13 protein-coding genes, 1 other RNA gene and 1 riboswitch are annotated in these 14,472 nt (G+C 64.7%); of the genes, 6 read left to right on the top strand and 8 right to left on the bottom strand.

Annotated elements, in window-relative coordinates; all coding sequences use genetic code 11:
- Positions 1-272 precede the first annotated feature (272 nt).
- The 4 genes from ACXAHG_RS17625 to ACXAHG_RS17610 form a co-directional block, all read right to left on the bottom strand.
- A complete protein-coding gene (locus tag ACXAHG_RS17625) occupies positions 273-1,862 on the bottom strand; it encodes an ABC transporter ATP-binding protein (protein WP_475059390.1) in 1,590 nt (529 codons plus the stop codon).
- A gap of 160 nt (positions 1,863-2,022) precedes the next feature.
- Positions 2,023-3,129, bottom strand: a complete 1,107-nt coding sequence (locus ACXAHG_RS17620; RefSeq protein ID WP_475059388.1) for an ABC transporter permease — start codon at positions 3,127-3,129, stop codon at positions 2,023-2,025.
- A gap of 3 nt (positions 3,130-3,132) precedes the next feature.
- Positions 3,133-4,218, bottom strand: a complete 1,086-nt coding sequence (locus ACXAHG_RS17615; protein WP_475059385.1) for a microcin C ABC transporter permease YejB — start codon at positions 4,216-4,218, stop codon at positions 3,133-3,135.
- Positions 4,219-4,227: 9 nt separating this feature from the next.
- Complete coding sequence (locus tag ACXAHG_RS17610; protein WP_475059383.1) at positions 4,228-6,153, bottom strand: extracellular solute-binding protein; 1,926 nt, start codon at positions 6,151-6,153, stop codon at positions 4,228-4,230.
- A 217-nt stretch (positions 6,154-6,370) separates the two neighbouring features.
- On the opposite strand from ACXAHG_RS17610, the gene ACXAHG_RS17605 reads away from it, so the two are divergent.
- Positions 6,371-6,607 (top strand): putative hemolysin, encoded by a 237-nt coding sequence (locus ACXAHG_RS17605; RefSeq protein WP_475041343.1) that lies wholly within the window; start codon positions 6,371-6,373, stop codon positions 6,605-6,607.
- An 85-nt stretch (positions 6,608-6,692) separates the two neighbouring features.
- Here the strand turns inward: ACXAHG_RS17605 and ACXAHG_RS17600 are convergent, their stop codons facing one another.
- On the bottom strand, positions 6,693-7,202 hold the full coding sequence (locus tag ACXAHG_RS17600) for a c-type cytochrome (protein WP_475041341.1): 510 nt from the start codon (positions 7,200-7,202) through the stop codon (positions 6,693-6,695).
- Between the two features lie 118 nt (positions 7,203-7,320).
- On the opposite strand from ACXAHG_RS17600, the gene ACXAHG_RS17595 reads away from it, so the two are divergent.
- Complete coding sequence (locus tag ACXAHG_RS17595) at positions 7,321-8,154, top strand: prephenate dehydratase (RefSeq protein WP_475059381.1); 834 nt, start codon at positions 7,321-7,323, stop codon at positions 8,152-8,154.
- Positions 8,155-8,220: 66 nt separating this feature from the next.
- Here ACXAHG_RS17595 and ffs read toward each other — a convergent pair.
- Together ffs and ACXAHG_RS17585 are read right to left on the bottom strand one after the other, a co-directional pair.
- Positions 8,221-8,319: signal recognition particle sRNA small type (gene ffs, locus ACXAHG_RS17590), an RNA gene on the bottom strand.
- Between the two features lie 63 nt (positions 8,320-8,382).
- Entirely contained in the window at positions 8,383-10,236 is a 1,854-nt protein-coding gene (locus ACXAHG_RS17585; RefSeq protein ID WP_475059379.1) for a 5'-nucleotidase C-terminal domain-containing protein, read from the bottom strand.
- A gap of 334 nt (positions 10,237-10,570) precedes the next feature.
- Between ACXAHG_RS17585 and nudC the strand changes: the two genes are divergently transcribed.
- On the top strand, positions 10,571-11,557 hold the full coding sequence (nudC, locus tag ACXAHG_RS17580; RefSeq protein WP_475059376.1) for an NAD(+) diphosphatase: 987 nt from the start codon (positions 10,571-10,573) through the stop codon (positions 11,555-11,557).
- A 57-nt stretch (positions 11,558-11,614) separates the two neighbouring features.
- Complete coding sequence (locus tag ACXAHG_RS17575; protein ID WP_475041335.1) at positions 11,615-12,082, top strand: SRPBCC family protein; 468 nt, start codon at positions 11,615-11,617, stop codon at positions 12,080-12,082.
- Positions 12,083-12,093: 11 nt separating this feature from the next.
- On the opposite strand, the gene ACXAHG_RS17570 is transcribed toward ACXAHG_RS17575, so the two are convergent.
- Positions 12,094-12,972 carry an alpha/beta hydrolase family protein gene (locus ACXAHG_RS17570; RefSeq protein ID WP_475059373.1) on the bottom strand — a complete coding sequence of 293 codons (879 nt, stop codon included), beginning with the start codon at positions 12,970-12,972 and terminating at the stop codon, positions 12,094-12,096.
- 70 nt (positions 12,973-13,042) lie between these two features.
- Between ACXAHG_RS17570 and ACXAHG_RS17565 the strand changes: the two genes are divergently transcribed.
- Together ACXAHG_RS17565 and ACXAHG_RS17560 are read left to right on the top strand one after the other, a co-directional pair.
- Positions 13,043-13,663 (top strand): TetR/AcrR family transcriptional regulator, encoded by a 621-nt coding sequence (locus tag ACXAHG_RS17565; RefSeq protein WP_475041332.1) that lies wholly within the window; start codon positions 13,043-13,045, stop codon positions 13,661-13,663.
- Between the two features lie 18 nt (positions 13,664-13,681).
- Positions 13,682-13,904, top strand: a riboswitch (cobalamin riboswitch).
- Between the two features lie 110 nt (positions 13,905-14,014).
- On the top strand, positions 14,015-14,419 hold the full coding sequence (locus ACXAHG_RS17560) for a hypothetical protein (protein ID WP_475059370.1): 405 nt from the start codon (positions 14,015-14,017) through the stop codon (positions 14,417-14,419).
- The last annotated feature ends 53 nt before the right edge of the window (positions 14,420-14,472 follow it).

Here is a 14,472-nt window from a genome sequence, read left to right as displayed (position 1 = left end):
CTTTTTTTCCTTTTTTTTTGTGGGCCCCCTCTCTTCTCCTCCCCCTCCCCCCCCCCCCCAAGGCCGCCAAGGGGTCCCGGCGCAGCGGGGGCACCTGCGGGCGCGGGAGCATTCCGCTGGTTTTCAAGGCAGGCAAATAGGTCAGCAATACTGCCTGAATGTTTCGCGCGCGAAACATTTGGTCACGCCTGCTGCCGCAACTTATAGGCGTTGCACAAGCTGCGGACGCATAGATGCTGCAAAAGCTGCCGGAGGGTTAACCTGGGAGCGGTCTAACCCGCCGCGGCCAGCAGCCTGCGGGTGTAGTCCTGTTTCGGGTTGGCAAACAGCTCCTCTGCCGCGCCGGTCTCCACCACGTCGCCCTGGTTCATCACCACCACCTGATGCGACATCGCCCGCACCACGTTGAGATCGTGGCTGATGAACAGATAGGCCAGCCCATAGCGCGTCTGAAGATCGCGCAAGAGCTCCACAATCTGCACCTGCACCGTCATGTCCAGCGCCGAGGTCGGCTCATCCAGCACCACCAGTTTCGGGCGCAGCACCATGGCGCGGGCGATGGCGATGCGCTGGCGCTGTCCGCCGGAGAACTCATGCGGGTAACGGTCCATGGCAGCCGGATCCAGGCCCACTTCCGTCATCACCTCCGCCACCAGTTCGCGGGTGTCGCGGTGCTGGTCGACCTTGTGGATCGCCAGGCCTTCGGAAATGATCTGAGCGCAGGTCATCCGCGGGCTGAGCGAGCCGAACGGGTCCTGGAACACGATCTGCATATCCTTGCGCAAGGCACGCAGATCGCGGGTGGACCATTTGCGCAGGTCCTGGCCTTGAAACTCAACTGCGCCCTCGGACGCAATCAGCCGCATGATGGCAAGCGCCAGGGTGGTCTTGCCGGAGCCGCTTTCGCCGACAATGCCCAGGGTTTCGCCCGCCCGCACCGAGACCGACATCGGGTTCACCGCTTTCACATACCCGACGGTGCGTTTCAGAAGGCCGCGCTGGATCGGGAACCAGACTTTCAGGTCTCTGGCCGCCACCAGCTCCTTGGCATCTTCCGGCACCGGCTGCGGCTGGCCGGAGGGTTCCGCCGCCAGCAGCTTCTGTGTGTAGGGGTGCTGCGGGTTGGCAAAAATTTCGGCCGCCGGGCCTTCCTCAACAATCTCGCCGCTTTTCATCACGCAGACCCGGTCGGCGATGCGGCGCACGATGCCGAGGTCATGGGTGATGAACAACAGCCCCATGCCTTCGCTTTCCTTGAGTTCGGCCAAGAGGTCGAGGATCTGCGCCTGGATAGTGACATCGAGCGCGGTCGTCGGTTCATCTGCGATCAGGATGTCGGGCTTGTTCGCAAGTGCCATGGCGATCATCACCCGCTGCCGCTGGCCGCCTGAAAGCTGGTGCGGGTAGGAGGTCAGACGGTTTTCGGCGTCGCGGATGCCGACCTTCTCCATCAGTTCCAGAATGCGGGCGCGGGCGGGTTTGCCGGTCAGCCCCTGGTGCAGGGCGAGGGATTCCTCCAGCTGCCGTTCGATGGTGTGCAGCGGGTTGAGCGAGGTCATCGGCTCCTGGAAGATGAAGCTGATGTCATTGCCGCGCACCTGCATCAGGTGGCGCTCGCTGGCGCCAACCATTTCGGTGCCGTCATAGGTGACAGAGCCTGTCACCGTGGCGCTGTCGCCCAGGAGGGAAACGGTGGAGAGCGCCGAGACGGATTTGCCGGAGCCGCTTTCGCCCACCAGCGCCACGGTTTCACCGCGGCCAACGGAGAAGGAGACGCCGCGCACGGCCTCGGTCAGCTTGCCGTCCTGACGGAAGGAGACGCGGAGGTTCTGGACGTTCAGGAGGGGGGAGGTTTTGGTCATGAATATTCCCTTCCCAGCCTAACGCCGAGGGCAGAGCCCGACCGCGGGCGGAAGCGAAGCGCCCGCCCGTCAAACCGAAGGCTTGCCTCCGGCAAAACGGGGCGGTCGGGCGCTGCCCGGCCTGCAGCCGTGCGGGTCATATCAAGGGCATCACCAACTGTCATGAAAACGTCTTCCGTGGGTCAAAGGCATCGCGCACGCCCTCAAAAATGAAGATCAAGAGCGACAGCATGATGGCAAAGGTGAAGAAAGCAGTGAAGGCGAGCCAGGGCGCCTCCAGGTTCTGCTTGGCCTGCAAGGTCAGCTCGCCCAGCGAGGGCGCTGAGGACGGCAGGCCGAAGCCGAGGAAATCCAAACCCGCCAGCAGGCCGATAGTGCCGGTGATGATGAAGGGCAGCATGGTCAGCGTCGCCACCATTGCATTGGGCAGCATGTGGCGGAACATGATCGTGAGGTTGCCGACCCCCAGCGCCTTGGCGGCGCGGACGTATTCCAGGTTGCGGGCGCGCAGGAACTCGGCCCGCACCACGCCGACCAGCGCCGTCCAGCCAAAGAGCACCATCAGGAATACCAGAAGCCAGAAGCTGCGGCCCAGGATCGCAAACATGATGATGATGACATAAAGCGAGTTCACAGAGCCCCAGACCTCGATCACCCGCTGGAACACCAGGTCCGTCAGGCCCCCGAAATAGCCCTGCACCGCACCGGCCAGAATGCCGATGAGGCTGGCCGCGCCTGTTACCATCAGGGTGAACAGGATCGACAGGCGGAAGCCGTAGATCACCCGCGCCAGCACGTCGCGCTTGGTATCATCGGTGCCCAGGAGGTTCAGCCCGCCGGGCGGCAGCGGTGCAGCGCCGGGGCGGTCGACGGTGGTGTCAAAGCTGTAGGGGATCGGCGGCCAGAGGGTCCAGCCCTCGTGGAAATCATCCGCCGCATAGGTGCCAGCGGCGATCTCCTCCAGGATTTCTTCCGGCGCGTCAAAACAGTCCTCAATGCCGCCGGAGCGGATCAGGCATTCGACCTCCGGGTCGCTGTAGACGGCCTCGGTCTGAAAATCGCCGCCGAAGCGGGTTTCGGGATAGAACTTGAACACCGGCGCATAGACCTCGCCGCGGTAGCTTACGAGGATTGGCTTGTCGTTGGCGATGAACTCGGCAAACAGCGACAGGCCGAACAGCACCGCGAAGATCCACAGCGACCAATAGGCGCGGCGGTTGCGGCAGAAGTTGCGCCAGCGGCGCTGGTTCAAGGGGGAGAGCTTCATCAATCAGCCCTCCCGCTTTTCAAAGTCGATGCGCGGGTCGACCGCCACATACATCAGGTCGGAGATGATCCCGACCACCAGCCCCATCAGGCCGAAGATATACATGGTGCCGAACATCACCGGGTAATCGCGCGCCACCGCGGCCTCGAACCCGAGGCGGCCGAGGCCGTCGAGCGAGAAGATCGTCTCGATGATCAGGGAGCCTGCGAAGAACACGCCGATGAACACCGCCGGGAAGCCTGCAATCACGATCAGCATCGCGTTGCGGAACACATGGCCATAAAGCACGCGGGTCTCGCTGAGGCCCTTGGCGCGTGCGGTCATCACGTATTGCTTCTTGATCTCGTCGAGGAAGGAGTTCTTGGTCAGCAGCGTCAGCGTTGCAAAGGCCGCAATGGTGGAGGCGGTGACCGGCAGCGCGATGTGCCAGAAATAGTCCATGACCTTGCCGAACAGGCTGAGGCTGTCCCAATTGTCCGATGTCAGGCCGCGCAGGGGGAAGATCTGCCAGTAGGAGCCGCCGGCAAAGAGCACCAGCAACATGATGGCAAACAGGAAGCCCGGGATCGCATAGGCGGCGATGATCACGCCGCTGGTCCAGGTGTCGAACGGCGAGCCATCGCGCATCGCCTTGCGGATGCCCATCGGGATCGAGATCAGATAGGCAATCAGCGTCGACCACAGGCCCAGCGAGATCGACACCGGCATTTTCTCCAGCACCAGATCGGTGACGCCGATCTTGCGGAAGTAGCTCTCGCCGAAATCAAAGGTGGCGTAGTTGCCAAGCATGACCAGGAACCGTTCCAGCGGCGGCTTGTCGAGGCCGAACTGCTGTTCCAGCTCTGCAATCAGCTCCGGCGGCAGGCCCTGGCGGCCGGCGTAATTCTCATTGGCGCTGATTGCCTCGGTGCCGGTGTCGCCGCCGCCGCCGGCAAAGCCCTCGAACACGTCGCCGCCGCCCTCAATCTGGGCAATGATCTGTTCCACCGGGCCGCCGGGCACGAATTGCACCAGGGCAAAGTTCACCACCAGGATGCCGAACAGCGTCGGGATCACCAGCAGCAGGCGGCGAAGAATATAGGCTGCCATCTGTGTCCCTTACCGCAACGCGCCGGCAGATTTGAGCGCGGCCTCGCGCTCCGCATCAATCCACCACAGGTCCAGCATGCCGGTGTTATAGGGCGGCAGGTTCTCCGGGTGGCGGTACATGTCCCAATAGGCAATCCAGTTCACGTCCAGATACCAGGTCGGCACCATGAAGCGTTTGGCCCGCAGTACCCGGTCCAGCGCACGGGCATTGGCGCGCAGCTCACTTTGCGTCTTGGCGTTGACGATATTGCCGATCAGCGCATCCACTGCCGGATCGGCCAGGCCTGCCGGGTTGAACACCGAATATTCATGCGCCTCGGAGCCGAAATACTGGTAAAGGCCGGTCGAGGGTTCCAGCGACATCGGGTAGGCGGAGGAGATGATATCAAATTCCTTTTCCCGGCGGCGGCTGGTGTATTGGGCATAATCCACCCGGTTTACCGCAGCATCAATGCCCATGGTGCGCAGATTGGCCACATAGGGCTGCACAATGCGTTCGATGGTGGGGCTGTCGACCAGGAACTCGACCTTCAGCGGCTCGCCCTGCGCATTGCGGCGCATCCCATCATCACCGACGGCCCAGCCGGCCGCATCCAGCAGCTTCATGCCCCGGCGCAGGTTTTTGCGGTCGCCCGGGCGCGACGCCTTGGAAGAATGCGCCATCACCGGTTCTGAAGTCAGGATCGACGGGCCGATCTGATCGCCCAGCGCCTCCAGCACCTCTTTCTCGCGGCCTTCGGGCAGGCCTTCAGCCGCCAGCGGCGAATCCTGCCAGAAGGAGGACCGGTGGCGGAACAGCCCGTATTGCAGGCTTTCGTTGGTCCATTCGAAATTAAACGCCAGCTGCATCGCCTCGCGGACGCGGATGTCCTGGAACTTGGGCCGCAGCAGGTTCATCACAAAGCCGTTGGCAGCAGGCACGTTGCCGTCCGGGATCTCGCCCTTGACCACCTGGCCCTTGTCCACGGCGGCAAAGTCGTAAGCGGTGGCCCAGCTCTTGGAGTTGTTCTCCGGCCGCAGGGTGTAAACGCCTGCCTTGAACCCCTCCATCGCGGCAATGGCATCGCCGAAATACTCGACCCGGATGCGGTCGTAATTGTGGCGGCCAACGTTCACATTCAGGTCCGCCCCCCAGTAATCCGGGTTGCGCCTGTAGGTGATGCGCTGGTTAACCTCAGCGCTGTCCAGCACATAAGGCCCGGAGCCGATGCCCGGATCCAAGCGGGGCTCATCCAGGCGGCGGTTTTCCAGATCGGCCTCGAACCAGGCCTTGGAGAACACCGGCGTGCCGCCGACCTGGGTGATCATCGCCCGGCGCGGGAAATCCGGGGAGAAATAGAATTTCACCCGGTGCGGCGTCAGCGCCTCAGCCTTGGGGATGCGTTTGCGGACCGCCTCGGCATAGGATTTCAGCCCCTGGTCCAGCAGGATGTTATGGGAAAACACCACGTCATCCGCAGTCACCGGGCTGCCATCGGAAAACTTTGCTTCGGGGCGCAGGTTGAAGATCACCCAGTCCTGGCTTTCGGGGTATTCCAGGCTTTCGGCGATCAGCCCGTAGTAGGAGCCCGGCTCGTCATAGGATTCCACCAGCATGCTTTCGAAGTGATCCGCCGACAGCGCCCCTGCCCGGCCCTTGCGGGTATAAGGGTTCATGCTGTCAAAGGTGCCGACCGCAGAGATCGCCAGTTCGCCGCCCTTGGGGGCCTGCGGGTTCACATAGTCGAAATGCGCAAACCCTTCGGGGTATTTCAGCTCCCCGAACTCGGCGAATCCATGCGCCTTGATGACCGTCTCTTCTGCCTTGGCCAGCGTCGCGGCGGCCAGCGCCAGGATCAGGCCCATCATCAGTGCCTGGGCCAGCGCTGCCGCGGCCTGCAACGGGTTCACCCTCTGTTTCACGCGCACGCGCGCCGCAGCCTGAGCGGTTTTCATCTGCCATGACCTCCTTTGCCCGGAACTCCGGCCCGGATTTCTGCTCTCAAGCTAATGTCCGGGGGCGGTAACATTCAAGTTGAGATTAGGTGATATCCCCCGCTCGTTTGGCACAAAGCAGCCGAAACAAGGGCCTGCGTGCAACCGCGCTTGCGCGTAATAAAATTGCCTGCCAGCCTTTGATCACGATTGCGTTATGGAACGAGGGAGTTTGCCGATGCTGAAGTCAATGAAACTTGCCGCCCTTGCGGTTGCCGGGGCCGCCGTGCTGAGTGCCTGCGCCCAGCAGGAGGAAGAAGTGGTCTACAGCAGCCCCGAAGAGGCCTATTGCGTGCAGACCGGCGGCAGTTACGTGCTGCGCAGCGGCAAGGCGGGCACCGTCGGCGTCTGCATCCTGCCTGACGGCCAGGAGCGCGATGCGCTGGCCTATTACCGGGAAAACAACCCGGCCTGACCCGGGACCGCCTGCACGGTCATCAAAAAAGCCGCTGCGCACTGCAGCGGCTTTTTCAATTGGATAGCTGGGACAGCGGTCTGGATTAGTTGTCCAGGCTGTCCAGGTAGGCGATGAGGTTCACCCGGTCCTTCTGCTTTTTCAGGCCGGAGAACGACATGGTGGTGCCCGACGCATAAGCCGACGGCTTGGTCAGGAAGGCGTCCAGCTCTTCTGCGGTCCAGGCCTTGTCGGCCATGCCGCTCAGCGCGCCGGAGTAGCCGAAACCGGATGCGGCTGCGATGTTGCGGCCGACCACGCCGTACAGATACGGGCCGGTGGAGTTGGCGCCGTCTTCCAGCTTGTGGCAGGCAGAGCATTTCTTGAAAACTTTGGCGCCTTTTGCGACATCGGCGGAGGCCATCAGCTCTTCAAAGCTGACTTCCGGCTCGTCGCTTGCCGCGGCATCGGCCGAGGCGACTTCGATCACATAGGAAGCCTCACCGTGGCTGTCCATGTGATACAGTACTTCTGCGCCCCATTTGCCCAGAAGGAATACCAGGAACGCGCCGCAGACGCCTGCGGTCGCTTTGGTGAGGGTCATCGTGTCAAACATGATCGCGAGTCCATTTAGCTGTCTGCAGGGGTGTCTAAGGCTTCCCCTCCCAAGTGGCAAGGTATAGACAGCGCGACGAAACGCCCAAATATTGAAGTTTTGCACGGGGAACACACCCATGAGCCGCAAAATCGCCATACAGGGGGAGCTTGGCTCCTACAGCCACGAGGCCTGCCGCATTGCCCGCCCCGGTATGGAGGTGCTGCCCTGCCGCACGTTCGAGGAGATTCTGGAGGCGGTGCGCAGCGGCGAGGCGGAGCAGGCGATGCTGCCGGTGGAAAACTCCACCTATGGCCGTGTGGCCGACAGCCACCGGCTCTTGCCGCACAGCGGGCTGCATATCGTCGACGAGGCGTTTGTGCGGGTGCATATCAACCTCTTGGCGGTGCCGGGGGCAAAACTGGAAGACATCCAGGAGGCGCATTCGCATCTGGTGCTGCTGCCGCAATGCGGGACCTTCCTGCGCGAACACGGCATCCGCGGCCGCGTCAGCCCCGACAATGCCCGCGCCGCCCGCGACGTGGCCGAGGCCGGCGACATCCACTCTGCCGCGCTGGCCAGCGAACTGGCGGGCGAGATCTACGGGCTGGACGTGCTGGCCCGCCATATCGAGGACAACGGCGACAACACCACCCGCTTCCTGATCATGGCCAAGGACATTGATTACACCCGCCGCGGCGCCCACAACATGATCACCAGCTTCGTCTTTCAGGTGCGCAACATCCCGGCGGCGCTGTATAAGGCGATGGGCGGCTTTGCCACCAATGGCATCAACATGACCAAGCTGGAAAGCTACATGGTGGACGGGTCGTTCACCGCCACCCAGTTCTATGCCGATATCGAGGGCCACCCCGATGATGCCAATGTGCAGCTGGCAATGGATGAGCTGAGCTATTTCACCACCAATGTGGAAATCCTCGGCGTTTACCCGGCGGACAACGGCCGGTTCTAGGCGCGCCGGAATTCGGCGCGAATTCCGGCCAGGAAAACGGCGTCTGCAACACAACACGGCGGGATTAAGTGAGAGGCTGGACATCGACCCAAGCGGGGCTCGTTGTGGCTGCTTCCTTCCGGACCTGACCAGGTTGGCGAGGCGCTTGCCCGCGCCAACCTCTCGAATCCCGATATAAGGACCGCTGCCGGGAATGGCAAGAGCGGCTGCGGCGGTGCCGTCAGACCGTCAAAGCCGCAGCTCCAATTCCAGGAAACCGCCGCTGTTGTATCCGCGCGGGCGCACCAGCCCGGCCGGCAGTTCATCGATATAGGACTGCGCCCCCGGCCCGGTCACCGCCACCGCGCTGGCGCCAGGGACCGGCACCAGCTGCCAGGGATAGGGCATCTCTGCCAGCGGGTCGGCGGGCAGGCGGCCGGCAATATAATCACGGACCGCCTTGCGGATGCGCATCGGCGGCAGCGGCAGGTCCTCGGCCTCCTGCAGCACGCGGAAATTGCCGCCGCCGCTGACCCGGTAGCTGTTCGCCGCCACTGCGAAACGCTGGCCCGGCTCCACCGGGCGGCCCTGCCAGCGCAGGTCCGTGATTCGCTGCGCCTGCGGATTGATCCGGTCGCCGGCGGCCGAGAACCGCGGCGGCTGCGACAGGTCGATCCGGTAGCTGAGCCCGAAGATCACATCAAAGTTATGGCCCGCGCGCTGCGGGTCCGCCAGCAAATGCCCGCCGCTGCCCGGCGGGATCCGGTTGAACAGCCCTGCCGACATCTCCAGCCAGTCCTGCAGCTGGCTGCCGGTCACCGCCACCGCCCGCAGCTCATTCGGGAACACTTGCAGATCGGCGATATTGCGGGCGCACAGGTCCCCGGCCGGGATATCGGTATAGAACTGCGGGCCGGAGCGGCCGCCGAACTTGCCGGGAGCGGCCGCGGACAGCAGCGGCAGCGTTTCCGCCGCGGTCCCCCGCAGCAGCTGCCGCACCGCAGCCGCCTGGGCGCAGGCCGCCAGCGCCAGCCCGCGGTCCGGCGCAAAGAAGGTGAAATAGGAATGCATTGCCACCGAACTGTAGCCGGCCGGTGCGCCCATCCGCTCCAGGGTGCGCGCGTGATCTGCGGCCAGCGCCTGCACGAAACCCGCGTCCTCATCCACCAGCGGCCGGGCCGCGCCCCCGGCCTGCTCCGCCGCCGGCTGCAGGCTCGCCGCACCGGCGGCCAGGCGCCAGCCGCTGCCGGTGTGCTTCAGCTCCAATTCCAGCAGCCCCAGATGCGAGCCATGCGCGCCAGGCATCACCACCGGCTTGGTCAAGGGGTGGCGGGGGTCCGGCAAGGTCAGATGGGTGTGGCCGCCCACCACCGCGTCGATGCCTTCCAGCGCCGCCAGCGGCCCCAGCACGTTTTCGCCGCTGCCGGACCCATCTTCGCTGCCGAGGCCGGTATGGGCCAGCGCCAGCACCAGATCGCAGCCCTGCGCCTTCAGCGCCCGGGCTTGGGCGGCAGCGCTTTCCAGAATGCCGGAGGCAACCAGCTGCGACTGCAGCGCCGGGCCGCACCAGGTCAGCGTCTGCGGCGGCAGCACCGAAAGCAGGCCGATCCGCACCGGCGGCAAGCCCGGGCAGCCCGGCACCGCGCGCTCCAGCACCGCGGACGGGCGGAACGGCAGCTGCAGCCCGGGCCGGGCCGCGGCCAGGTTGGAGCAAAGCACCGGGCACGGCATATCCGCCAGCACATCCGCCAGCGCCTCCAGCCCGAAATCGAAGTCGTGGTTGCCCAGCCCGATAGCGTCATATTCCAAAAACTGGAATGCACGGGCCAGCGGGTGCGGCCCCGCGGACTCCGGCAGGATATCCCCCAGCGGCGCGCCCTGAAACCCGTCGCCGTTGTCCACCAGAATGCAGGCAGCGCCTGCCGCGGCGGCCTCAGACCGGGCCTGGCGGATCAGCGTCGCCACCCGCGACAGGCCGATGGCGGTACCGGCCCTGCCGGCGTAGTAATCGTAGCTCAGCAGATTGCAGTGCAGGTCCGTTGTGGCCAGCACATGCAACCGCCCGGCGCCCTGCGCGTCAGAGGCCTCTGCCCCGATTGTCATGTCGCGAATTCTGCTGACACCGTTTGTCCGCCGCTCCTTCCGCACCCTGTGGCGCCGTTTTTGATTTGCGGCTATTTGAATCAGCGTTTTAACGATTTGCAAAGAAACCTTTGTGCGGCTTTTGATTTTTTTTGCTGACGCTGCGGCAGCCGGGCAGATGCGCCCTGTTCTGCGGGGAAAACCCTGGCCGGATGCGGCATGGGTGTGGCGGCATGGTGACAGGCAAGCACGGATCCGCGGCAATCGCTGGCCAGCCCTGCGGCACACTGTCATGGATGGCGCATCGCCGTCCGTTGCAAGGGGGCACGCCCCCGCCAGCCAGAGGAGAGCCCGCATGAAACGCGCAGAACAGGTGACTTTCGGCGGCGGCGGCGGGCTGGACCGGGCGGCGCATATGCGCACGGACAGCACAGCCCTGGATGCGGCATGGAACAGCCCGCGGGCGCAGGTGCTGCTGATGTGGCGCGGCAAGCCGCTGACCCTGCGCGCAGACGAGGCAGAGCTGCCCTGCGGCCTGGCCTGGACTGCACCGACGCATCCGCTGGCGGCGGACAACCGGGGCAGCGCGGTCTTTCTGGGGCTGGCCCCCGAAGGCGCCGCCTGTTTTGCCTGCGATATCAGCCATTGGCAGCCCGAAGCGCTGGACCAGGAGGCCCTGAACAGCTTTGCCGATGCCAGCGAGCAGCAGCACCCGGATCTGCCGCCCGCCCATGTCTTTGCCGAACTGCGCCGGGTGATGACCCGGCTCACCCCGCTGGAAGCGGAACTGGCGGCCACCGCCAAGGCCCTTCTGGCCTGGCACCGCAGCCACCGGTTCTGCGCCTGCTGCGGTGCGCCGAGCGATCTAGCGCAGGCCGGCTGGCAGCGGGTCTGCCCGTCCTGCAAGGCACCGCATTTCCCGCGCACCGACCCTGTTGTGATCATGCTGATCACCCACGGCGGCAGCGTCCTGATGGGCCGCTCGCCGGGCTGGCCCGAGGGGATGTATTCGCTGCTGGCGGGCTTTGTCGAACCCGGCGAAACGCTGGAGGCCGCGGTGCGCCGCGAAGTGCTGGAGGAAACCGGCGTGCAGGTGGGCGCGGTCAGTTATCTGTCCAGCCAGCCCTGGGCCTTTCCGATGTCGCTGATGTTCGGCTGTGCGGGTGAGGCGCTGAGCCGGGAGATCACCATCGACCCGGAGGAAATCGAGGATGCCATGTGGGTCAGCCGCCAGGACATGATGACGGCCTTTGCAGGCGGACATCCTGTTCTGAAACCGGCGCGAAAAGGCGCAATTGCGCATTTTCTGCTCAAGAACTGGCTTGCAGACACGCTGGACTAAGCTGCATATTGCCGCAAACAGCACGGCAGAATGGCCGCGCAGCAGAGGCAGGCATCCATGGAATTCAAAAGCAAAGAAGATATCGAAGCCCCGATTGCCGACGTCTTTGGCGCGATCTCCGATTTCGATCTGCTGGAACGCTCCGCCCTGCGCCGCGGCATCCAGGTGCAGCGCACCGGCGACCCTGCGCATCCTGAGAACGGGCTGGCCTGGGATCTGAGCTTCAGGTTCCGCGGCAAGCAGCGCGACGTGCGGTTGACGCTGGCCTCTTATTCCCCCGTGACCGGGATGGCCCTGACAGGCGGCGGCAGCGGTATCGACGGCCGGATGGAGATTGAACTGCTGGCGCTGTCGCCGCAGCGGACCCGGATGTCAGCGCAGCTGAAACTGGCGCCCTCCACCCTGACCGGGCGGCTGCTGATACAATCGCTGAAACTGGCACGCAGCAATCTAAACCGCCGCTTCAAGCTGCGGCTGGCCGATTACGCCCGCCTGACTGAAGAACGCCTAAGCCGGACAGCCTGAGGCAGTCCTGGTCAGGCCTGCGGCATCAGCCGCGGCCACAGCGCGGCATTGGCGCGGGCAAAGGCGCCAAGGTGGCCGATCTTCTGCACGCCAGCTTTTTGCGGGTCCAGCACCGCACGGCGCTGCGGCACATCGCCAAAGACATCGCCCAGCCGCCAGACCGCCGCGGGCGGCACCACATCGTCATCCGCCATCGCAAACAGATCCACCGGGATGCCGGTCTGCGCCCAGCGGGGCTGCGGCAGCGTGGTGCCGGTTTCCGGCAGGTAGCTGCCCTTCGTGGTGCACCAGCGCCGCCACTGCCAGTAGACACCGGCCGGCAAATCGGCCCCGAACCCCACCGCGCGCCCTGGCAGATAGCCCAAGGCACTGACCAGCGGCGGCACATGGCCGAACCAGAAGGCCAGCGCCAGCGCGCGGTAGGGCCAGGGATGATCGTGGTGATGCACCAAGCCGCCCGCGACCACGATCATGCGGGCGACGTCCGTCAGGCCATCCTGCAGGGGCATCAGCATTGCCCCCAGCGAATGGCCAATCACATACAACGGCACACCCGCATAGTGCCGCTGCATTTCTTTGCGGGCCGCTGGCTGATCCGCCAGCGCCCAGTCGGCCATGGTGGCCTGTGACCGGCGCGGGTGCATACGCGCCGAGGCCCCAAAGTCCCGGTAATCAAAAGTGAGGCAAGCCATCTGCCGCTCTGCCGCCAGCCAGCGTGCGAAATGCCGGTAATAGCCCTGTGGCACCCCAGTTGCGCCATTCAGCACCACCGCTGCCCGGGCCGGTCCCGCCGGGTGATACAGCCGCCCGGCCAGCACCGCCTCACCAGCGGCAAAGCGCAGCTCTTGCACCCGGATATCTGCCGTCTGTTCTGCATGGCTGTCGAGCATGGCACCCTCCTAGACCAATTGGTCTACTCCACCTCTGGACCAATCGGTCTAATGCTGTCAACCTGCCGTCATGACTGACGTGACGACACCTTCTGCCGCCCCGGACGGCCCCGTCCCCACCCGCGAGCGGCTGCTGCGCGCGGCTGCCGGGCTGTTCCGCAACAAGGGCTACAGCGGCACCGGCCTGGCAGAATTGCTGGCCGCGGCGGAGGCGCCCAAGGGCTCGCTCTACCACCATTTCCCAAACGGCAAATCGGACCTTGCGCTGGCCGCAGCGGACTGGGCATCAGAGCAGATGCAAGCACTGATCGACGCTTCCTTCACCCCTGCGCCGACCTTTCAGGACGGCGCCAAGACGGTCTGCTACAAACTGGCGAAACTGTTCGACAAACAGGGCAAATGGAGCGGCTGCCCGGTCTCTGCCACCCTGTTCGAAGGGCCGGAGAACGAGGCTTTCCACCAGCACGCCGCCAAGCTGTTCGAGGGCTGGATCACCGGGACCGCAGCCCATGCCCGGCGCCTGGGCCTGCCTGAGGCTGAGGCCCGCGCCGCTGCCGAGAATTTCTATATCCTGCTGCAAGGCGGCTGGCAGCTGGCCCGGGTGCGGCGCGATTCGGATGTGATCCGGGGGCTGCACCTGCAGATGCACAGACCCCAGCCAAACCCAATGCAGCTGCAGAAAAACGATTGACGACTCAGGGATCCAACCGCTACCGATTGTGGCGATGGTTCCCGCGCCACAGAATCTTGTGTCCGGGATGAAAAGGGAACACGGTGCGGCCCCGCCCTGCGCAAGGCCAATTCCGCGACTGCCCCCGCAACTGTAAGCGGCGAGCGACCCCGATAGAGCCACTGGCCCTCAAAGAGGCCGGGAAGGATCGGGAAAGCTGCGACCCGCAAGTCAGGAGACCTGCCATCGGATATGAAACTCGAACCCGGGCGGGGTGTCCGGACAGGGTCTGATGGCACCGCGGGGCTTTCCGCTTTCTCATCCGGTCTCTTGTCCCCAGAACTCCCCGCACCACGCGCGGAGGGCGCAAACATGATGTGGACGGACCAGACGCATTTCTATGCGGCAACGGATTGCAAATACCTCGGGAAACCCTGCCCCGCGGCAGAGCGGATGATCGCCAAGCTGGCCGAGGCGATGACCAAGGCCAAGCCGCTGACCCAGGAGGATTTTGAAATCACTGGCACCAGCGCGCTGGACGGCTGCCCGCGCAACTGCCCGGCGCAGTTCGTAGCCAGCCATGACCGGATCCGGCTGTTCTGCGGTGTCGGGGAGGACGCGCCGCGTGAGGGGCTGGACCGGTTTGCCGATGCGATCCTCAGCCGCGACGGCACCGGCTTTGCTGCCTCGAAACTGGACGCCCGCCCTTGCGCGCTGATGGAGGCGCTGCCGAAAACGGCAGAGGCGCATCAGGCAGAGCAGATGCTGGCGCTATAAGAATTCCAGACTGCAAGTGATCCGCCCGGCGGCACCGCCGGGCAGCGCCCGCC

The sequence above is a fragment of the Leisingera sp. ABD4_442 genome (assembly GCF_056160905.1).
This window is presented reverse-complemented; position numbering and strand designations above follow the sequence as displayed.

Excerpts from the sequence above, each read along its gene's own strand:
- ACXAHG_RS17625 (WP_475059390.1), bottom strand. The coding sequence starts at position 1,862 with ATGACCAAAACCTCCCCCCTCCTGAACGTCCAGAACCTCCGCGTCTCC.
- ACXAHG_RS17620 (WP_475059388.1), bottom strand. The coding sequence starts at position 3,129 with ATGAAGCTCTCCCCCTTGAACCAGCGCCGCTGGCGCAACTTCTGCCGC.
- ACXAHG_RS17615 (WP_475059385.1), bottom strand. The coding sequence starts at position 4,218 with ATGGCAGCCTATATTCTTCGCCGCCTGCTGCTGGTGATCCCGACGCTG.
- ACXAHG_RS17610 (WP_475059383.1), bottom strand. The coding sequence starts at position 6,153 with ATGAAAACCGCTCAGGCTGCGGCGCGCGTGCGCGTGAAACAGAGGGTG.
- ACXAHG_RS17605 (WP_475041343.1), top strand. The coding sequence starts at position 6,371 with ATGCTGAAGTCAATGAAACTTGCCGCCCTTGCGGTTGCCGGGGCCGCC.
- ACXAHG_RS17600 (WP_475041341.1), bottom strand. The coding sequence starts at position 7,202 with ATGTTTGACACGATGACCCTCACCAAAGCGACCGCAGGCGTCTGCGGC.
- ACXAHG_RS17595 (WP_475059381.1), top strand. The coding sequence starts at position 7,321 with ATGAGCCGCAAAATCGCCATACAGGGGGAGCTTGGCTCCTACAGCCAC.
- ACXAHG_RS17585 (WP_475059379.1), bottom strand. The coding sequence starts at position 10,236 with ATGACAATCGGGGCAGAGGCCTCTGACGCGCAGGGCGCCGGGCGGTTG.
- nudC (WP_475059376.1), top strand. The coding sequence starts at position 10,571 with ATGAAACGCGCAGAACAGGTGACTTTCGGCGGCGGCGGCGGGCTGGAC.
- ACXAHG_RS17575 (WP_475041335.1), top strand. The coding sequence starts at position 11,615 with ATGGAATTCAAAAGCAAAGAAGATATCGAAGCCCCGATTGCCGACGTC.
- ACXAHG_RS17570 (WP_475059373.1), bottom strand. The coding sequence starts at position 12,972 with ATGCTCGACAGCCATGCAGAACAGACGGCAGATATCCGGGTGCAAGAG.
- ACXAHG_RS17565 (WP_475041332.1), top strand. The coding sequence starts at position 13,043 with ATGACTGACGTGACGACACCTTCTGCCGCCCCGGACGGCCCCGTCCCC.
- ACXAHG_RS17560 (WP_475059370.1), top strand. The coding sequence starts at position 14,015 with ATGATGTGGACGGACCAGACGCATTTCTATGCGGCAACGGATTGCAAA.